The organism is Pseudomonas sp. F(2018) (genome assembly GCF_005508865.1).
Taxonomy (GTDB): domain Bacteria; phylum Pseudomonadota; class Gammaproteobacteria; order Pseudomonadales; family Pseudomonadaceae; genus Aquipseudomonas.
The window spans coordinates 465,422-484,610 of sequence record NZ_SCOM01000001.1 but is presented as its reverse complement, the minus strand read 5'-3'; the positions used below and the strand labels follow the sequence as shown (position 1 = coordinate 484,610).

Sequence of the window (19,189 nt, the reverse complement as noted above, 5' to 3'; positions counted from 1 at the left end):
CATGAGAAAAACAACAAGAGTGCTGACCCTGCTTCTACCGCTGGCCCTGTTGCTGGGCGGGCTGTACCTGTACTTCCTGCATACGCCGACGCCGTCCACCGCCACGCCGAGCGCCGAACTGCAGCGCGGCCGCATCCAGGTCGGCGAGTTGCAGCGCGACTATGCCTTCCATGTCCCGGCCGGATTGCCGGCCAAGGCGCCGCTGCTGTTCGTGCTGCATGGCTCGCTGCAGAGCATCGACGACATCCGCACCTACAGCGCCTACCAGTTCGAGCACCTGGCCGACGAGCACGGCTTCATCGTGGTCTACCCCCAGGGTTTCAAGGACAACTGGAACGACTGCCGCCGCGCCGCCGACTACCCGGCGCGCACCCGCAACATCGACGATCTTGGCCTGCTCGCCGCCCTGGTGCAGCGCTTCGCCGCCGAGCACGCTGCCGACCCCCGGCGCGCCTTTCTGGTCGGCTATTCCAACGGCGGCCAACTGGGCCTGCGCGCGGCGCTGGAGCGGCCGCAGCTGCTGGCCGGCGTCGCCGCCGTGGCGGCCAATCTGCCGACCGACGCCAACCTGGATTGCGCACCCTCCGGCCAGGCCGTGCCGGTGCTGCTGATGAACGGCACCCGCGACCCGATCAACCCCTACAACGGCGGCCCGGTCAGCCTGTTCGGCTTCGGCGACCGCGGCAACGTGCGCTCGGCCTATGAGTCGGCGCTGTACTTCGCCAATCTCGCCGGCTACCCGCGCGAGGCGGTGCACAGCAGCACGGCCTGGAGTGATCCGGCCGACCCGGCGCAGCGCGTCAGCCTCGACCAGTGGCAGGCCGAGGGTCGCGCCGAGGTGGCCCTGTACGGGGTGATCGGCGGCGGCCACCTGCTGCCCCAGGCCCGCTTCCGCGCGCCGCGCCTGCTCGGCCCCACCCTTTCCGGTTTCGACGGCCCACAGGCCATCTGGGACTTCTTCGCCCGCCAGCAGCCCGTGCCGGCGCAGCCCTGACCTTCGGAGGACTTGTCATGCAACCCTTCAGCTTCGCCACCACCGCGCAGATCCTCTGCGAATCCGGCGCCGCAGCGCGCCTCGCCAGCCTGTGCCAGGAGCGCGGCGCCCAGCGCGTGATGCTGGTCACCGACCCCGGCATCACCCGCTTCGGCCTGCTCGACGGCGTGCTGCCCGGCTTCGCCCAGGCCGGCGTGGCCGTGGAGGTGTTCGACCAGGTGATTGCCGACCCGCCCGAGGCCATCGTGCTCAACGCCGTGGAGCGCGCCCGCGCGCTGGGCGCCGACCTGGTGGTCGGCTTCGGCGGCGGCAGCTCGATGGACGTGGCCAAGCTGGTCGCTCTGCTCGCCCACCCCAACTGCCAGCAGGCGCTCAAGGACATCTACGGCGTGGGCAATGCCCGCGGTCAGCGCCTGCCGCTGATCCAGGTGCCGACCACCGCCGGCACCGGCTCGGAGGTCACGCCGATCTCCATCGTCACCACCGGTGAAACCACCAAGATGGGCGTGGTCTCGCCGCTGCTGCTGCCGGACCTGGCGCTGCTCGACGCCGAGCTGACCCTCGGCCTGCCGCCGGCGGTGACCGCCGCCACCGGCATCGACGCCATGGTCCACGCCATCGAGGCCTACACCACCAAGCTGAAGAAGAACCCACTGTCCGATCTGCTGGCCCGCGAGGCCCTGCGCCTGCTGGCCGCGAATCTGGATGAGGCGGTGCACAACGGGCAGAACCGCGAGGCGCGTCAGGCCATGCTGCTGGGCGCCTGCCTGGCCGGCCAGGCCTTCGCCAATGCGCCGGTGGCGGCGGTGCACGCCCTGGCCTATCCGCTGGGCGGGCACTTCCATATTCCGCATGGCCTCTCCAACGCCCTGGTGCTGCCGCATGTACTGCGCTTCAACGCGCCTGCAGCCACCCCGCTGTATGCCGAACTGGCGCCGCTGCTGCTCGGCGAGCGCTTCAGGGGCGGCAGCACCGAGCAGTGCGCCGCCGAGTTCATCAACGAACTGGCCGCGCTGAACCAGCGCTGCGGGCTGCCCAGCCGCCTGCGCGACGCCGGCGTGCCGGAAGCCATGCTGCCGACCCTGGCCAGCGATGCGATGCTGCAGCAGCGCCTGCTGGTGAACAATCCGCGCGAGGTCAGCGAGGCCGATGCGCTGACCATCTACCGGGCGGCGTACTGAGTCCCCTCTCCCTCCGGGAGAGGGTTAGGGTGAGGGAACAGTGACCGAGCGGCCTTTAGCGCCCTCACCCCCCACCCCTCTCCCAAAGGGAGAGGGGTGCTATAGCCCGCAATACAGCCCACGAATCAAAGTATCCCGCGCACCACCCAGGCCTTAGGGTGGTACGCAAGCACGAGGACCGAGCATGAACCCACCGCAGCACCTGCGCGGCGACTACGCCCACTTCCAGCCGATTACCACCCGCTGGCACGACAACGACGTCTACGGTCACGTCAACAACGTCGTCTATTACGGCTTCTTCGACAGCGCGGTGAACACCTACCTGATCGAGGTCGGCGGCCTGGATATCCACGAGGGCGAGGTGATCGGCTTCGTGGTCAGCTCGTCGTGCGACTACTTCGCCTCCATCGCCTTCCCCGAGCGCATCGAGGTCGGCCTGCGGGTCGGCAAGCTGGGCAACAGCTCGGTGCAGTACGAGCTGGCCATCTTCAAGGCCGGCGAAGACGAGGCCTGCGCCGCCGGGCGCTTCGTCCATGTGTTCGTCGACCGCGCCAGCAACCGGCCGGTGCCGATTCCAGAAACCCTGCGCCAGGCGCTCGCCCGCCTGCTGCGCGACTGATACGAAGACCACAACAGAGGATTCCGCCATGCAAGACGCCGTCATCGTCTCCACCGCCCGCACGCCGATCGCCAAGGCCTTCCGCGGCGCCTTCAACGACCTCAAGTCGCCGTCCATGGCCGCCGTTGCCCTGCGCGCCGCCGTCGAGCGCGCCGGCATCGAGGCCGCCGAGATCGAGGACGTGGTGATGGGTACCGCCATGCAGGGCGGCACCGCCTCCACCAACCTCGGCCGCCTGTCGCTGCTGGCCGCCGGCCTGCCGCTGTCGGTCAGTGGCCAGACCATCGACCGCCAGTGCGCCTCCGGCCTGATGGCCATCTCCATCGCCGCCAAGCAGATCATGGTCGACGGCATGGCCGTCACCGTCGGCGCCGGCCAGGAGCAGATCAGCCTGGTGCAGAACACCCACATGAAGTGGACCGCCACCGACTACGACCCGGCCGTGGTGAAGATGGCCGAGCACGCCTACATGCCGATGCTGCAGACCGCCGAGCTGGTGGCCAAGCGCTACGGCATCAGCCGCGAAGCCCAGGACGAATACGGCTTCCTGTCCCAGCAGCGCACCGCCGCCGCCCAGGCCGCCGGCCTGTTCGCCGACGAGATCGTCCCGGTCACCGCGCGCAAGAAGCTGGTCGACAAGGAAACCGGCGCGATCAGCTTCGAAGACGTCACCCTGAGCCTGGACGAGGGCAACCGCCCGCAGACCGTGCTGGATGACCTGACCAAGCTCAAGCCGGTCATTGAAGGTGGCTGCATCACCGCCGGCAACGCCAGCCAGCTGTCCGACGGCGCCAGCGCCAGCGTGCTGATGAGCGGCGCCCTGGCCGCCCAGCGCGGCATCCAGCCGCTGGGCCTGTACCGCGGTATCGCCGTGGCCGGCCTGGCCCCGGAAGAGATGGGCATCGGCCCGGTGTTCGCCGTACCCAAGCTGCTCAAGCAGCACGGCCTCACCGTCGACGACATTGGCCTGTGGGAGCTCAACGAAGCCTTCGCCTGCCAAGTGCTGTACAGCGCGCAGAAGCTCGGCATCGACCCGGCCAAGCTCAACGTCAACGGCGGCGCCATCTCCATCGGCCACCCCTACGGCATGAGCGGCGCGCGCATGGTCGGCCACGCCCTGCTGGAAGGTAAGCGTCGCGGCGTGAAGTACGTGGTGATCACCATGTGCGTCGGCGGCGGCATGGGCGCTGCCGGGCTGTTCGAGGTGCTGTAAGCGCCTGTTCGCTGGCGGGTTGAAAACGGAGGCTACGGCCTCCGTTTTTTTTGCCGGCCTCAGATCAGCCCGAGGGTGAACGCCTTCAGCGTCGCCGCCGCGCGGGTGGTGCACTGCAGCTTGCGGAACACGCTCTCGACATGGGTGCGCACGGTGCTCGGGCTGATGCCGAGCTGGCGGGCCACCTCCTTGTTGCTGCCGCCGAGGCTGATGCACCTGAGGATCTGCGTCTCGCGTTCGCTCAGCAGGCCGTTGCCGCTCCGGCATGGCGCCAGGGCACCGTCGCCACGCGCCGCCGCGATCACCGCCTGACAGGCCTGCGGATCGAAACGCCCACCTCCAGCCTCGTCGAGCAGCACGCGCTGCGCCTCGCTCGCATCGAAGGCTGGCCGCCAGGGCCGCTCGCTGCCCAGCGCCTGCCAGGCGAGCGCCGCCGCCAGCAGACGCTGCGCGGATGGCAGCGCCTCGCCGCCCAGCTCACGGAAATAGCCGCTGCCGTCCAGTCGCTCGTAGGCGCTGGAGGCAAGCCTTCCGGGCGCCGCCAGGGCGGGGATGCGGCTGCAGGCGCGAGCCGTCCAGTAGGGCACCAGGCGAATCTGCTCGAAGTCCCCGGCAAGCGGTGCACCCGGGGCGTTCCAGATACGGTTGGGCACCGCCGCGCGGCCGATGCCATGGATCAGCGCGGCCTGGGCCGCCTGCTCGACCACGGCTTCGTCTAGGCTCCATAGCCGGCCGGCCTGGCGCACCAGCTCGGCGGCGCGCCGCGAGTAGCCGGCCAGCCAGGGCAGCTTCAGGTCGATCACGTCCGCCACCAGGGTCAGCGGCACCTGCGCCCCGCTCGCGTCGAGTTCCTCCTCGGGCGCATCGGCGATCGCCAGCCAGTCCGCGGCATGCTGCGCCAGCTCCGCGGCCAGCGCCGCCGGGTAGCGCCGGTCGGCCTGGGCGGCGATCCACGCCAGCGCGGCTTCCAACCCGTGCACGCGCGCGAGGATCTCCAGATCGCCCGCCAGCATCACCTGGTACACCACCTCCGGCACCTCGGGGTGGCGCAGGCCGAAGGGTCTGCCCTGGCCGTCGAACTGCTCGAACACGTTACGCAGGCCCTGCTCGACCGCCGCGCCCAGGCCCAGGGTATGGGCGACCTCGCCGGCCACCTCGCAATGCACCACCGCCAACGGCGTGGTGCGGCGCATGGCGCGCCGGCCGGCGCCGTCCAGCGTCTGGCTGAGCATGGCGTTGCGCCCGCCCACGTCGTCGCCGAGCAGGCGGGCGAAACCCTCGGCATTGGCGGTGCAGCCCGACCAGCGCAGCAGGGACACCTGGCGGGCGACCTCTGCGTGCTCGCCAGCGCCGTGGCAGGCCTGGGCGAGCAACCGCGCCAGGCGCGCGCTGCGCCGCGACTGGCCGAGCGGCTGGCCCATGCTGAGGTCGCCGACCATGGACAGGGCGAGGACCGCCGCCTGCAACTCGATGCCATCACTCGCCATGCCGCTTCTCCACCCCTGCCCAGCAAGCCGGCCTCGGATAAACGACCGATACCCGGATGCCGGAGGCTCCCCGACACTGCGCATCAACCCACACAGGAGACTCCACCATGTTCAAACCCAAGACTCTCGCCCTCGCCTTCGCCATGAGTGCATCGCTGTTCGCCATGGGCAGCCAGGCGGCCACCCAGGAACCCTCGGTCGTGATCGTCCACGGCGCCTTCGCCGACGGCTCCGACTGGGCAAAGGTAGTGCCGCTGCTGCAGTCCGAAGGCATCAAGGTCACCGTGGTGCAGAACCCGTTGACCTCCCTGACCGACGACGTGGCTGCCACCCAACGCGTACTGAACAACCAGGAAGGCGACGTGGTGCTGGTCGGTCACTCCTGGGGCGGCACGGTGATCAGCCAGGCCGGCGCCGATCAGAAGGTGCGCAGCCTGGTGTATGTGGCCGCCTTCGCCCCCGATGCGGGCCAGGCCACCCAGGAACTGGGCAAAGATTACCCCGCGCCGTCCGGTGTGAGCGAGATCGTGCCGGACAAGAACGGCTTCCTCTACCTGACGCCCAAGGGCATGGCCAACGACTTCGCCCAGGACCTGCCGGCCGAGCAGACCAGCGTCATGCTCGCGACCCAGGGCCCGATCCGCGCCGCGGCCTTCGAGGACAGGACCAGCGTGGCGGCCTGGAAGACCAAGCCGAGCTGGTTCGTCGTCGCCAACGAGGACCGCATGATCCAGCCCGACCTGCAACGCGCCTTCGCCAAGAAGATCGGTGCCCGCACCACAGAGTTGAAGGCCAGCCACGTGCCGCAGCAGTCGCGCCCGGCGGAAGTGGCCAAGGTCATCATCGAGGCGGTGCACAAGACCCACGAGGGTCGCTAGTGCGGCAAGCGGACCGGGGCGCGCCACCATGGCGCGTCCCGCCTGCGGTTCGTTGCCCAATCCGACTACCAAAGCAGCGGCCTCAGACGAAAAACGGGGCCGCAGCCCCGTCTCGTTCACAGCCCTTCCGGCGCCCTCTCGCACAGCACCTTCAACGCCTCCACCCACTGCGGGTGATCGTTCAGACACGGCACCAGCACCAGCTGTTCGCCACCGGCCTCCTGGAACTGTTCGCGGCCGCGATCCCCGATCTCCTCTAGGGTCTCGATGCAGTCGGCGACGAAGGCCGGGCACATCACCAGCAGCTTCTTCACCCCGGCCTTGGCCAGTTCGTCCAGACGCGTCTCGGTGTAGGGCTCGATCCACTTGGCGCGGCCCAGGCGCGACTGGAACGACACCGACCACTTGCCCGCCGGCAGACCGGCGCGCTCGGCGAACAGCTCGGCGCTGCGCAGGCACTGGGCGCGATAGCAGTGGGCGAGCACCTGGGGCGAAGCGGTACGGCAGCAGTCGGCGCCCTTGAGGCAGTGGCCGCTCGGATCGAGCTTGTGCAGGTGGCGCTCGGGCAGGCCATGGAAGCTCAGCAGCAGGTGATCGAAGTCCTGCTCCAGGTGCGGCCTGGCGCTGGCCACCAGGGCGTCGAGGTATTCCGGCTCGGCGTAGAACGGCGGCAGCTCGGCGAACTGCAGCGTCAGGTTCTGCTCGCGCACCACCCGGCGCACTTCCTCCAGCGCCGTGGTGGTGGTGCTGTCGGCGAACTGCGGGTAAAGCGGCGCCAGGGTCACCTTGCGCACCCCCTGGGCCACCAGGCGGTTGAGCACCGTCTCGATGGACGGCTCGCCGTAGCGCATGGCCAGTTCCACCGGGCCGTGCGGCCAGTGCGGCTGCATGGCCTGCTGCAGACGGCGACTGAGCACGATCAGCGGCGAGCCGCCCTCCCACCAGATCGACGAGTAGGCGTGGGCCGATTGCTCCGGGCGCTTGATCAGGATCAGCGACACCAGCAGCCGGCGCAGCGGCCAGGGCAGGTCGACCACGTAGGGGTCCATGAGGAATTGGTTGAGGTAGCGACGTACATCAGCCACCGAGGTGGAGGCCGGCGAACCCAGGTTGATCAACAGCAGGGCATGATCGGTCATGCGGTGTCCTTGAACAGGTCGGCCAGGGCCGAGTCGAGATCGGTGAAACGGAATTCGTAGCCGGCGGCCAGGGCGCGCTGGGGCAGCGCCTTCTGCCCGCCGAGCAGCAGCCCGGACATCTCGCCCAGGCCGAGCCGGAGCAGCGGCCCGGGCAGCGGCAGTATCGCCGGGCGACCCAGGGCACGGCCGAGGGCGCGGGCGAAGGCCTTGTTCCTGGCCGGCTGCGGCGCGCAGGCATTATAGGGACCGCGGGCGTCTTCCCGCTGCAAGAGAAAATCGATCAGGCCGATTTGATCCTGCAGATGGATCCACGGCATCCACTGCCGGCCATTGCCGATCGGCCCGCCCAGGCCCAGGCGGAACGGCGGCAGCATGCGCTTGAGGAAACCACCGTCGCCGGCCAGGACCAGCCCGGTGCGCAGCAGCACCACGCGAATGCCCTGCTCCTCGGCGCGCTGCGCCGTCTCCTCCCAGGCGCCACACAGCTGCGCGGCGAAGTTCTCGACCACCGGCGGGCTGTCCTCGTGCAGCTCGCGCTCGCCACCGTCGCCATACCAGCCCACGGCGGAGCCGGAGATCAGCAGCCGTGGCTTGTGCTCGCGGCTCTCCAGCCAGGCCAGCAGCTGCTCGGTCAGCGTGACGCGGCTGGCCCACAGCAGCGCCTTGCGCCTGTGGGTCCAGGGCCGGTCGGCGATGGGCGCGCCGGCCAGGTTGATCACCGCATCCAGCGGGCCGTCGCCGTAATCCTGCAGCCGGCCGATGCCCCGCACGGCAGCGCCGCACAGGGCGGCGACCCGATCCGGCGTGCGGCTCCACACGGTCAGCTGGTGTCCCTGCTGCAACCACTGGCGACACAGGGCACGTCCGATCAGACCTGTACCGCCGGTCAGCAATATGTGCATGGCATCCTCCTCGCATGGCGTTAACCACCTGTCACGCCCTAGTCTGAATCATGACGGCGCAACGTGCCTTTTTTCACCGAGGCCGCCGTCCCAGTTTCAGCAGGCTCACGCAGCGGATGGCGTGAGACGGGTACAACCAATGTTTGTTCACCCGTGTCCAACATGTAGCCGGCAGTAACATCGCTCCGAGAAGCGACCGGCTAGGAAACGAGGCTCACAATGAACGCACCCATCGCAATTATCGGTACCGGCCTGGCGGGCCTCTCCGCCGCCCAGGCCCTGCATGCGGCAGGGCTGGAGGTCGAGCTGTTCGACAAGAGCCGCGGCAGCGGCGGACGCATGGCCAGCAAGCGCAGCGACGTCGGCTCGCTGGACCTCGGCGCCCAGTACTTTACCGCCCGCGACCGCCGTTTCGTCGAAGTGGTCCAGCAGTGGCAGTCCCGCGGCTGGGTCGCCGAGTGGGACCCACAGCTCTACCACTACAACGAGAACGGCCTGTTGCCCTCGCCGGACGAGCAGGTGCGCTGGGTCGGCACACCGCGCATGAGTGCCATCAGCCGCGCCCTGCTCGGCGCCCTGCCGGTGCACTTCGCCTGCCGCATCACCGAGGTGTTCCGCGGCGAACAGCACTGGAGCCTGCAGGACGCCGACGGCAATAGCCACGGCCCCTACAGCAGCGTGATCATCGCCACCCCGGCGCCACAGGCCACCAACCTGCTGGCCGCCGCGCCCAAACTGGCCGGCGCCGCCGCCAGCGTCATCATGGAGCCAACCTGGGCCGTGGCCCTGGGCTTCGCCACGTCGCTGGAGACACGCGTCGAGGCCTGCTTCGTGCAGGGCGGCGCGCTGGACTGGCTGGCTCGCAGCCGCAGCAAGCCGGGCCGCGACGGCAGCGTCGACACCTGGGTACTGCACGCCACCAGCACCTGGAGCAAGCAGCACCTGGACCTGCCCAAGGAGGCTGTGATCGAGCAGCTGCACGGCGCCTTCGCCGAGCTGATCGGCTGCGCCCTGCCCGCCCCCGCCGTCTCCCTGGCCCATCGCTGGCTCTACGCGCGCCCGGCCAGCGCCCACGAGTGGGGCGCCCTGGCCGACGCCGACCTGGGCCTGTATGCCTGCGGCGACTGGTGCCTGTCCGGCCGGGTGGAAGGCGCCTGGCTCAGCGGCCAGGAGGTGGCTCGGCGCCTGCTGGAGCATCGCCAGTGACGCCGACGCGAATCAACCCGCGCAAGCTGCTGCTGTCGAAGTGGACGGCGCGTGCCCCGCAGAACCGTGAGCGCCACTTCCTGGTGACGGAGCTGCATCACGATGACGACGGCAGGCTGCTGGCGGTGGACCTGCAGGCCGTGCTCACCGGCCGCAGCGAGCGCCTCGACTGGCGCCGGCTGCAGGACCCGCAGCGCTGGCAGATGGGCTGGAAGTAGCGGCTGTGGGACAATGCGCGCCCCGCCCGCCGAACCGCCCGTCATGCGCCAGAAAGCTCAGCCGCCCCGCCAACCCAAAGCCGTCGTCAAAGGCCAGTTGCACCCGCGCAACCGTCACCAGGGTCGCTACGACTTTCCCAAGCTGATCGAGGCCAGCCCGGAGCTGGGCCGCTTCGTCATCCTCAACCCCTACGGCAAGCAGAGCATCGACTTCGCCGATCCCGAGGCGGTGAAGGTGTTCAACCGCGCGCTGATGCGCCAGCTGTACGGCATCGCCCACTGGGACATTCCACCGGGCTACCTGTGCCCACCGATTCCCGGCCGCGCCGACTACCTGCACGGCCTGGCCGACCTGCTGGCCGAGAGCAACGATGGCGCCATTCCGCGCGGCAAGGCGGTTCGCGCACTGGACATCGGCACCGGGGCCAACTGCATCTACCCGCTGCTCGGCCACAGCGACTACGGCTGGCGCTTCCTCGGCTCCGACATCGACCCGGTGGCCCTGGCCGCCGCCCGCGTGATCGTGCAGGCCAACGGCCTGGCCGAGGCCATCGAGCTGCGCCAGCAGAGCGAACCGCAGCACATCTTCCAGGGCCTGCTGGCCAGCGACGAGCGCTTCACCCTGACCCTGTGCAACCCGCCCTTCCACGCCTCCGCCGCCGAGGCGGTGAGCGGCAGCACGCGCAAGTGGAAGAACCTCGGCAAGCTCGACCCCAAGCGCAAGCTGCCGGTGCTGAACTTCGGCGGGCAGAGCAACGAGCTGTGGTGCGAAGGGGGCGAGGCGGCCTTCCTGCGGCGCATGGCGGGCGAGAGCGCGGCGGTGGCCGGCCAGGTGCTGTGGTTCAGCAGCCTGGTGTCCAAGGCCAGCAACCTGCCCGGCCTGGAAGCGGCGCTGAAGAAGGCCGGCGCGCTGGAGGTGCGCCAGCTGGACATGGCCCAGGGCAACAAGCAGAGCCGCTTCGTCGCCTGGACCTTCCACGAGGTCGCGGCGCGGCGCGCCTGGCTGAACGGTAGCATCGCCGCCGGCGCGAACTGACTATGCTGTCGGGGTAACAGCCTCCGGGAGCCCGGGAGTCCCCATGCGCTGGAAAACCCTGCTGACGATCTGCTGCCTGTCCTGGTGCCTGGCCAGCCAGGCGGAACCGCGCGAGCTGCAGATCAGCGTTGGCGACTGGCCGCCCTACCTGTCCCAGGAATTGCGCCACAGCGGCGTGATCGCCCACATCATCAGCGACCTGTTCGCCGAGGAAGGCTACAAGGTCAGCTTCCGCTTCCTGCCCTGGCCGCGCGCCCACTCGGCGGCCGCCGCCGGCAAGTTCGACGCCACCGGCGTGTGGATGCACAAGGGCGAGCGCGAGGCGGACTTCCTGTTCAGCGCGCCGCTGCTGGACGAACGCTTCGTGTTCTTCCACCTCAAGTCGCAGCCCTTCGACTGGCAGGGTTTCGACGACCTGGCCGGCATGACCCTGGGCGGCGGCCTGGAATACAGCTACGGCCCCGACTTCGACGCCTTCCTGGCCAAGGGCAAGGTGCACATGGAGCGGGTCTCCAGCGACCAGCAGAACTTCGAGAAACTGCTCAAGGAACGGGTGGTGCTCTACCCCCAGGAGATCAACGTCGGCTACGCCGCACTGAGCCGTCACTTCACCCCGGCCGAACGCGCCCGGGTCACCCACCACCCCAGGCCGCTGCTGATCAACCGCAGCTACCTGATGCTGCCCAGGAACCTGGAAGACAGCGAGGACCTGCTGCTGCGCTTCAACCAGCGCCTGCAGGTGTTCCGCGACAGCGGCCGCTACGACCGCTACTTCCAGGACCTGCAGGCGGGCAAGTACATGCTCACCGAGGAGGAGGCGACCCAGGCATCGGCCGAATAGGCCACCGCCTCGCGCCCTACATCGCCCACTCGTTGACCACCATATGCGTCTTCACCCGCTGCATGCCGGGGAAGCTCTCGATCACCCCGCGAATCTCGGCCAGGCGCGCCATGCTCGCCGCCTCGACCTGCACCAGCATGTCGGTCTCGCCGCTGATGCCGCAGCACTGGCGGATCTCCGGGTAGGCGCGCATGCGCTCGACGTAGTCCTGGCAGCGGCCGTCCTTGTAGAACAGTTCGAGGAAGGCCTTCACCCCGCCAGCGCCGGCCTCCGCCACCCGGGCGTGGTAGCCGCGGATCACCCCGCTCTGCTCCAGCTGGCGGATGCGCTCGCCGACCGCCGAACGCGACAGGCTGATTTCGCGGGCGATCTGGCTGACGGAGGTACGCGCATCCTGGCGCAGCAGGGCGATGATCTGGCGATCGAACTTGTCCACGGTGGTTCTCGGCAGCAGGCAGTTTGACGGTGGATTCCGCCAGTTTGCCGGTGAACGGCGGCGACCTGCCCGAGGCGGCGCGCTTAACATGGCGGGATCGAAAGGAAGGAGCGAGCATACATCATGAGCCGGCTGAACAAGGAACTGGGCCTGCTGCAGGGCATCGCGCTGCTCAGTACCTCGCTGCTGGGCACCGGCATCTTCGTGGTGCCGGCGCTGGCCGCCACCGCCGCCGGCAGCGCCTCGCTCTGGGCCTGGCTGATCCTGATCGCCCTGGTGCTGCCGGTGGCGTTCACCTTCGCCCAACTGGGCAAGCGCTTCCCCCACGCCGGCGGCGCGCCGCACCTGATCGGCCGCGCCTTCGGCGCGCGCATGGAAAGGCTGATCGCCTTCCTGTTCCTCGCCGTGCTGCCGGTCGGCCTGCCCGCCGCGCTGAACATCGCCACCGGTTTCTGGCAGGCCGTGCTGCCGATCGGCAGAGGCGAGGCGCTGCTGATCCAGTTCGTCACCCTCGGAGCCATGCTCCTGCTCGGCCAGCGCCCGGCCCGGGCCAGCGGCCTGGTGCAGGGGCTGATCGCCCTGGCGATCCTCGGCACCGTTGGCCTGGTCTGGTGGGTCGGCGACCTGCCGCTGGCCAGCCAGCCGCTGCTGCCGACGATCGACGACTCCTGGCAGCTGATTCCCGCCGCCCTGGGCGTGATGTTCTGGTGCTTCGTCGGCATCGAGGCCTTCACCCACCTGGGCGAGGAGTTCAAGCATCCGCAACGCGACTTCCCCCTGGCCCTGCTGCTCGGCGTGCTGCTGGCCGGCCTGGTGTACTGGGGCTTCTCGGTGGCGGTGCTGAGCTTCGGCGTGTACGGCGACGTGCACAGCGACGCCGCCTCGCTGCCGCGGCTGATGCACATGTTGCTCGGCGATGAGGCGCGCTGGCTGGTGGCGGCGGTGGGTTACCTGGCCTGCTTCGCCTCGATGAACGTCTATGTGCAGGGCTTCGCCCGGCTGATCTGGAGCCTGGCCGACGAAGGCAAGCTGCCCTCCTCGCTTGCCCCGCTCAACCGCCACGGCGTACCGGCCCGCGCCCTGCTGGTGGTGGTGCTGATCTGCTGCCTGTGCGCCACCCTGGCCGCCGTGATGCAGCTGTCGGTGGACGACCTGATCCGCTACGCCAACGGCAACTTCATCGTCGTCTACCTGCTCAGCATGGCTGCCGGCTGGGTGCTGCTGCGCGGCCTCTGGCGCTGGATCGCAGGTTTCAGCACGCTGCTCTGCTGTCTGGTGCTGGTGGCCCTGGGCGTGGAGGCGCTGTATGCCCTCGGCCTGCTGGTGCTGCTGGCAGCGGTGGGCTACTGGCACGATCGACGCGGCGCAGTTCTCGCCTCGCGCGGCTGAACGGTGAGTACGCGGCCCGGGCCGGCTATCCTCTGCCAGGGATAGCCACAAGGACCGACCATGCGCCGCATTCTCCGCGACCTGAAAATCCTCATCCTCGCCAACCTGTGGATAGTGCCGGTACTGGCCGGCCTGGTGGGCGCGCTGTTCTACTTCGTTGCACCGCCGCCACCCATGCATGCACGCATGGCCACTGGCGCCGTGGGCGGCGGCTACCACGCCTTCGCCGAACGCCTGCGAGCCGAGCTGGAGCAGCAGGGCTTCGAGCTGGAGCTGGTGCAGAGCCAGGGCTCGCGCGACAACCTGGCCAAGCTGGGTGACGGCTCCGTGGAGCTGGCCCTGATCCAGAGCGGCCAGGAACTGACCCTGGACGACGAGGCACGCGGCAAGCTGGCCGGCCTCGGCGTGATGTACCGCGAGCCGCTGTGGCTGTTCACCACACGCAAGGTGAAGTTCGAGCGCCTGGCCGACCTGATGAAGCTGCGCCTGGCCATCGGCTCGGAAGACAGCGGCACCCAGGCGGTGACCGCCGCCCTGTTCGCCGCCAACCGCATCGAGCCGGGCGCCTATCCCAAACAGTGGCAGCCCTTGGGCGGCAGCCGCGCCGCCGATGCGCTGGTGAAGGGTGAACTGGACGCCGCGTTCTTCGTCGGCCCGGCGGAGAACCCGCTGATCCAGCGCCTGGCCGCCGAACCCAAGCTGCGCCTGGTCAGCCTGCGCCGCACCGAGGCCTACCTGGCGCGTCTGCCCTACCTGAGCCGCCTGGAAGTGGGCGAAGGCATGCTGGACATGGCGCGCAACACCCCGGAGCGCGACATCGTCACCCTTGGCCCGGTGGCCACTCTGGTGGCCGGCGAGAGCTTCCATCCGTCGCTGACCCCGCTGATTCTGGAGGCGGCCAAGACCGTGCTGAAGAACGGCAGCCTGCTCGACCCGGCCGGCAGCTACCCGGTGCGCCCGCCGCTGTCGCTGCAGACTCTGAGCGAGGCCGACTATTACTACGACAAGGGCCTGCCGATCCTGCAGCGCTACCTGCCGTTCCGCATCGCCTCGCTGGCCGACCGCTACATCATCCTGGCCATCCCGCTGCTGGTGCTGCTGTTCCCGCTGTTCAAGGCCATCGGCCCGATCTACCAGTGGCGCATCCGCGCTCGCATCTACCGCTGGTACAAGCACCTGCGCGAGATCGACCAGCAGCTGTACAAGGGCAGCCTCAACGGCGATATCGGCGCCGAGATCGCGCGCCTGGAAAAGCTGGAGGACGAGCTGGCGCGGGTCGAGGTGCCGCTGTCCTACTCCAGCGAGCTGTACGAACTGCACATGCACCTGCGCTACATGATCGAGCGCCTGCACGCGGTGCAGCGGCGCCAGGCGCCTGTGCCGGTGCCATGAAAAAAGCCCCGCCACGGCGAACCGTGGCGGGGCTCTCGTCAGCAAGCGCGGATCACTTGATCCAGTGCTTGCCCCAGTGGGTGATGTCGTAGGCCTGGGCGGCGCGCTTCAGGCTCGGGCCCGCTGCCTTGCCGGCCTCGATCTCGTCATCGATCGCCTTGGTGGAATGCGACAGCCAGCTGGTGACGAACGCCATGGCGTCGCCGTTGATCTCCAGCGCACGCATGTCGATGTTGCCCAGGTTGTCGCAGGCCGCGTGGTAGCACGGATCGAGGGCGACGCCGGCAGTGCCGCCGTAACGCGCGGCCTGCTCCTCGGTCTTCAGCTCCTCGGCGCCGGTGAACAGGCCGCCAAAGGCGATGCCGTCGGTGAAGAACTGCGCGTAGTCGGAGCGGAAGGTGATCTCGTCACCCTCGAACGGCAGGCCACGCAGCTTGTAGTACTCCTCGAACAGCTTCTCGATGGCCGCGGAACCGGGTGGGCCTTCCAGGCCGAAGGCGGAACCGTCGCCGTCATAGATGAAGTAGCCGAAGTTCGGCGAAGCGATCATGTCGAAGTTCAGATAGGCCTTGATCTTCGCCTTCTCCTCCGGCGGCAGCTGGGTCACGTAGTAGGTCGAACCCACCAGCCCCGACTCCTCGGCGCCCCACCAGGCGAAGCGCAGCTTGTTGGTCGGCCGCACCTTGCGCAGCTGCACGGCCAGCTCCAGCAGCGCGGCGCTGCCCGAACCGTTGTCGTTGATGCCCGCACCCTCGAATACCGAGTCCAGGTGCGCGCCGGCCATCACCACGTTGTTCGGGTTGCCATGCTTGGATTCGGCCACCAGGTTCTGGGTCTGGGTGCGCTCGCGCACCACGTCGGTGACCATGCGAAGCTGCAGGTCGGCCGTCTGTGCCAGGCCCACACCCACGTCATAGGTGGTGAACAGCACCGGAATGCCACCGGCATAGGCGTCGCCCAGGGTGGCGTTGATCAGACCCTTGCGGTCCTCGGTGTCGCCCTGGTTGAACACCACCACGCCGACCGCGCCGGCATTGGCGGCGTTCTCGGCCTTGATCTGGAAGTTGCAGCTGCCGCGTTGCAGCAGGGCGATGGAGCCGGCCGGGAAGCCGGTGAAATCGGCTTCCTCGCAGCCACTGCTGGAGGTGTTGCCGGCGCCGAGGGCGATATCCACCGGCACCACGCTGCTGGTGATGTCACCGGCATCGGTCTGCGACAGGTAGGTGAAGTCCACCTCCCACTCGAAGGTCTCCGGGCTCGGCGCCACGGCCTGCAGCGTGCCAGGGCCTTGCGGGTAGAAGGCGCTGAACGGGAAGGACTGCAGAGTGACCCGGTAACCGGCGCGCTCCAGGGTTTCCTTCACGTAGTTCAGCGAGCCGTCGTAACCCGGCAGGCCGGCGGCACGGTTGCCACCGTTGGCCTGGGCCACGTCGTACAGCATCTGCAGATGCTGGTTGGTGTTCTCCGCCTGCATGCAGCGCGGCAGCAACAGCGGCGAGCTATTGAGCAGGCCGCTGCGGCACTCCAGCGGGCCGAGGCGAGTCGGGCTCCAGAGTTTTTCGAAGACTTGCGAGAGGTCCTGAGGTCCGGCGGCGAGCGCCGGGGCGGCCGCGGAGGCCAGAAGAGAAGCAAACAGCAGCTTTTTTTTGTAATGCATGGGTCTTTCTCCAATCCGTGTTTGGAGCAAATGGATGCGGCGGCGCTTGTGGCGCCGCCGCGGGCCGTCCCTTTACTGCGTCGTGTGGACGAAAAAACAGTAGACGCACATTTCTGAAGAAGCGAAGCGGGTAGCGACTTTTATCCGAAATATTGCGGTGGATCACCGAAGATAGCGGCACTAAGCCATCACCCGACCGGGCAGAGACCCGCCACGGGCCGTTGTCGGGTAGACTCCTCGCCCTGTTCCGAACCACCGAAGACCGATACCCATGCCGATCCGCCACTGCATCGTCCACCTGATCGACAAGAAGCCCGACGGCTCTCCGGCCGTGCTGCACGCCCGCGACTCGGAGCTCGCCGCGTCGCAGGCCATGGAGAATCTGCTGGCCGATCTCAACGAGAGCTACAACGCCAAGCAGGGCAAGGCCTGGGGCCTGTTCCACGAGGAATCCGGCGCCTACCCGTTCAGCGGCTGGCTGAAGGCCTACCTGGATGGCGAGCAGGACTTCACCGCCTTCAGCCGCCAGGCCGTGGAGCAGCTGCAGAAGCTGATGGAGGAATCCAACCTGTCCACCGGCGGCCACGTGCTGCTGGCGCACTACCAGCAGGGCATGACCGACTACCTGGCCATCGCCCTGCTGCACCACAGCGAAGGCGTGACGGTGACCGAGGCGCTGGACGTGGCACCGGCCAAGCACCTGGACCTCAGCCAGCTGCACCTGGCGGCGCGCATCAACATCTCCGAGTGGCGCAACAACGCCAACTCCAAGCAGTACATCTCGTTTATCAAGGGCAAGAACGGCAAGAAGGTCTCGGACTACTTCCGCGACTTCATCGGCTGCCAGGAAGGCGTGGATGCGCCGAGCGAGACGCGCACCCTGCTCAAGGCCTTCAGCGACTTCGTCGAGAGCGAGGACATGGCCGAGGAACAGGCCCGCGCCAAGACCGAGACGCTGGTCGACTACGCCACCAGCCAGGCCAAGATCGGCGAGCCGATCACCCTCGACGAGCTCTCCGGCCTCATCGACGAGGACCGCCCGCGCGCCTTCTTCGAACATATCCGCAACAAGGATTACGGCATGGCCCCGGAATTCCCGGCGGACAAGCGCACCCTCAACCAGTTCCGCCGCTTCACCGGCCGCGCCGAGGGCCTGTCGATCAGCTTCGAGGCGCACCTGCTGGGCTCGAAGATCGAGTACGACGAGGCGCGCGACATGCTGATCATTCGCCAGGTGCCGACGCAGCTGAAGGATCAACTCAAACGTCGCAAGGACTGACATGGGTAAACGGATTTTCGTTCTGCTGGCGGTACTCGCCGCCTGGCAAAACTGGGAACGCATCGAGACCTTCACCGGCCTGAAGCCAACGCTTCAGGAGGCTGCCGCGAATGCTCCGGTGGTGCTTTATGCCACCGCATGGTGCGGCTATTGCGCCAAGACGCGCACCTTCCTCGCTGAACAGGGCATTCCCTACACCGAATTCGATATCGAGAAGTCTGCTGAAGGGCGCCGTGCCTATGACGCCCTGAACGGCCAGGGCATACCGCTGGTGACGGTGGGTGACACCGTCATTCGCGGCTATAGCCCGGAAGGCATCGAGGCGGCGCTGCGCTAGCGTCGCCCAGGCCCCTGCTTACAGCGCTTCAATACGGAAGCCCAGGCGCGGGAAGTGCACATGCACGACGCCCGCGCGCTCGTCCTCGCGGCGCAGGATCAGTTCCTCGGCGCCGGCGAACAGCAGCTCACCCTCCACCGGATCGACGCCATAGTCGGTCGCGGCGATCTTCACCCGCTGACCGGCCTGGAAGCCGTTGGGCTCGGCGAACTGCTCATCCGGCAAGGCCGCCGGAGTCTCCGCGCGAGCGATCTCGATGGCTTCGGTGGAACTCAGCTCGCTGGCAGCGCCATGGCCGAAGCCCAGCACACGACCCAGCCAGGCGCTGACATTGGGGTACGCATCGACCAGCGGCGCGGTGACCGGGGTGCCCTTGAGGAACCATAGGCAGTGAGCCAGGGAGAAGTCGGCCAGCGACGGCTCGCCGAACAGGAAGTCGCCCTGCTCACGCGCCAGCTGCTGTTCGACGCGGGCCATGATGCTCGGCCAGTTGTGCTTGGCCACGTCGGCCGGGATGCGGGTCGCGGTGCCGCCGCTGAACAGTCCGGCGCGGTCGGCGATAAAGGCCTTGACCGCTTCCGGCGGTAGCTTGGCGAAACGCAGCGCCACGGATTCGGGCTGGAATACCAGGCTCACCGCGTGCTGGAACACTACCGAGTCGACCCACTGGGCGAAGCTGGCGACGACGAACTCCTGGCCTTCTGGGTACAGCGCCGGAACGCTCTTCTCGGCCTCCAGGCGACGGGCGATCAGGGCAGTGTCGCAATAGATGTCGGCGCCGATCTGCAGCACCGGGGTCTTGCGGTAGCCGCCGGTCAGCGCGGTCAGATCGGGCTTGGGCATCACCGGCGGAATCATCACCGAGCGCCAGGACAACTGCTTGAAGCCCAGCAGCAGGCGCGCCTTCTCGGCGAACGGCGAGGTCGGGTAGTGGTGCAGGATCAACTCGTGCATGACGGGCTCCGTGTCAGTGTGATGGGCCAGC

General features: G+C 68.4%; 19 protein-coding genes. 13 read left to right on the top strand and 6 right to left on the bottom strand.

Translation table 11 applies throughout. The features are described 5' to 3' along the window. Window position 1: 1 nt before the first annotated feature. From FFS62_RS02255 to FFS62_RS02240, 4 genes are all read left to right on the top strand, one after another. Window positions 2–994, top strand: coding sequence for a PHB depolymerase family esterase (locus FFS62_RS02255; protein WP_171016247.1), 993 nt, complete (start codon window positions 2–4; stop codon window positions 992–994). Window positions 995–1,011: 17 nt separating this feature from the next. Next, on the top strand, window positions 1,012–2,175 hold the full coding sequence (locus tag FFS62_RS02250; RefSeq protein ID WP_137971182.1) for an iron-containing alcohol dehydrogenase: 1,164 nt from the start codon (window positions 1,012–1,014) through the stop codon (window positions 2,173–2,175). Between the two features lie 184 nt (window positions 2,176–2,359). Further along, complete coding sequence (locus FFS62_RS02245; protein WP_137971181.1) at window positions 2,360–2,794, top strand: thioesterase family protein; 435 nt, start codon at window positions 2,360–2,362, stop codon at window positions 2,792–2,794. Window positions 2,795–2,822: 28 nt separating this feature from the next. Then, the gene (locus FFS62_RS02240; RefSeq protein WP_137971180.1) at window positions 2,823–4,007 is read left to right on the top strand and encodes an acetyl-CoA C-acyltransferase; all 1,185 of its coding nucleotides are present in this window, start codon (window positions 2,823–2,825) and stop codon (window positions 4,005–4,007) included. Between the two features lie 59 nt (window positions 4,008–4,066). Here the strand turns inward: FFS62_RS02240 and FFS62_RS02235 are convergent, their stop codons facing one another. After that, a complete protein-coding gene (locus FFS62_RS02235) occupies window positions 4,067–5,494 on the bottom strand; it encodes an HD domain-containing phosphohydrolase (protein ID WP_137971179.1) in 1,428 nt (475 codons plus the stop codon). Between the two features lie 107 nt (window positions 5,495–5,601). Between FFS62_RS02235 and FFS62_RS02230 the strand changes: the two genes are divergently transcribed. After that, window positions 5,602–6,372, top strand: a complete 771-nt coding sequence (locus tag FFS62_RS02230; RefSeq protein WP_137971178.1) for an alpha/beta hydrolase — start codon at window positions 5,602–5,604, stop codon at window positions 6,370–6,372. 116 nt (window positions 6,373–6,488) lie between these two features. Here the strand turns inward: FFS62_RS02230 and hemH are convergent, their stop codons facing one another. Both hemH and FFS62_RS02220 read right to left on the bottom strand, forming a co-directional pair. After that, a complete protein-coding gene (gene hemH, locus FFS62_RS02225) occupies window positions 6,489–7,511 on the bottom strand; it encodes a ferrochelatase (protein WP_137971177.1) in 1,023 nt (340 codons plus the stop codon). Next, entirely contained in the window at window positions 7,508–8,413 is a 906-nt protein-coding gene (locus tag FFS62_RS02220) for a TIGR01777 family oxidoreductase (protein WP_137971176.1), read from the bottom strand. The genes hemH and FFS62_RS02220 overlap by 4 nt, the downstream gene beginning before the upstream one ends. A gap of 219 nt (window positions 8,414–8,632) precedes the next feature. Between FFS62_RS02220 and FFS62_RS02215 the strand changes: the two genes are divergently transcribed. From FFS62_RS02215 to FFS62_RS02200, 4 genes are read left to right on the top strand one after another with little or no spacing between them, the layout of a single operon-like run. Then, window positions 8,633–9,619, top strand: a complete 987-nt coding sequence (locus tag FFS62_RS02215) for an NAD(P)/FAD-dependent oxidoreductase (RefSeq protein WP_137971175.1) — start codon at window positions 8,633–8,635, stop codon at window positions 9,617–9,619. Next, window positions 9,616–9,837 carry a TIGR02450 family Trp-rich protein gene (locus FFS62_RS02210; protein ID WP_137971174.1) on the top strand — a complete coding sequence of 74 codons (222 nt, stop codon included), beginning with the start codon at window positions 9,616–9,618 and terminating at the stop codon, window positions 9,835–9,837. The genes FFS62_RS02215 and FFS62_RS02210 overlap by 4 nt, the downstream gene beginning before the upstream one ends. Before the next feature lie 43 nt (window positions 9,838–9,880). Further along, on the top strand, window positions 9,881–10,873 hold the full coding sequence (rlmF, locus tag FFS62_RS02205) for a 23S rRNA (adenine(1618)-N(6))-methyltransferase RlmF (RefSeq protein WP_256662101.1): 993 nt from the start codon (window positions 9,881–9,883) through the stop codon (window positions 10,871–10,873). Window positions 10,874–10,916: 43 nt separating this feature from the next. Then, complete coding sequence (locus FFS62_RS02200) at window positions 10,917–11,714, top strand: ABC transporter substrate-binding protein (protein WP_137971172.1); 798 nt, start codon at window positions 10,917–10,919, stop codon at window positions 11,712–11,714. A 16-nt stretch (window positions 11,715–11,730) separates the two neighbouring features. Here FFS62_RS02200 and FFS62_RS02195 read toward each other — a convergent pair whose 3' ends face one another. After that, entirely contained in the window at window positions 11,731–12,150 is a 420-nt protein-coding gene (locus FFS62_RS02195) for an Lrp/AsnC family transcriptional regulator (protein WP_137971171.1), read from the bottom strand. 123 nt (window positions 12,151–12,273) lie between these two features. Between FFS62_RS02195 and yjeH the strand changes: the two genes are divergently transcribed. Continuing rightward, complete coding sequence (yjeH, locus tag FFS62_RS02190) at window positions 12,274–13,539, top strand: L-methionine/branched-chain amino acid transporter (RefSeq protein ID WP_137971170.1); 1,266 nt, start codon at window positions 12,274–12,276, stop codon at window positions 13,537–13,539. Between the two features lie 60 nt (window positions 13,540–13,599). Next, window positions 13,600–14,931, top strand: a complete 1,332-nt coding sequence (locus FFS62_RS02185; RefSeq protein WP_137971169.1) for a TAXI family TRAP transporter solute-binding subunit — start codon at window positions 13,600–13,602, stop codon at window positions 14,929–14,931. 52 nt (window positions 14,932–14,983) lie between these two features. Here the strand turns inward: FFS62_RS02185 and FFS62_RS02180 are convergent, their stop codons facing one another. Beyond that, window positions 14,984–16,588: a M28 family metallopeptidase gene (locus tag FFS62_RS02180; protein ID WP_137971168.1), complete on the bottom strand. Its 1,605-nt coding sequence runs from the start codon at window positions 16,586–16,588 to the stop codon at window positions 14,984–14,986. A gap of 271 nt (window positions 16,589–16,859) precedes the next feature. On the opposite strand from FFS62_RS02180, the gene yejK reads away from it, so the two are divergent. Together yejK and FFS62_RS02170 are read left to right on the top strand one after the other, a co-directional pair. After that, a complete protein-coding gene (gene yejK / locus FFS62_RS02175; protein ID WP_137971167.1) occupies window positions 16,860–17,867 on the top strand; it encodes a nucleoid-associated protein YejK in 1,008 nt (335 codons plus the stop codon). Window position 17,868: 1 nt separating this feature from the next. Next, entirely contained in the window at window positions 17,869–18,204 is a 336-nt protein-coding gene (locus FFS62_RS02170) for a glutaredoxin family protein (protein ID WP_137971166.1), read from the top strand. A gap of 18 nt (window positions 18,205–18,222) precedes the next feature. On the opposite strand, the gene FFS62_RS02165 is transcribed toward FFS62_RS02170, so the two are convergent. After that, window positions 18,223–19,158 carry a glutathione S-transferase family protein gene (locus FFS62_RS02165; protein ID WP_137971165.1) on the bottom strand — a complete coding sequence of 312 codons (936 nt, stop codon included), beginning with the start codon at window positions 19,156–19,158 and terminating at the stop codon, window positions 18,223–18,225. Between the last annotated feature and the right edge of the window lie 31 nt (window positions 19,159–19,189).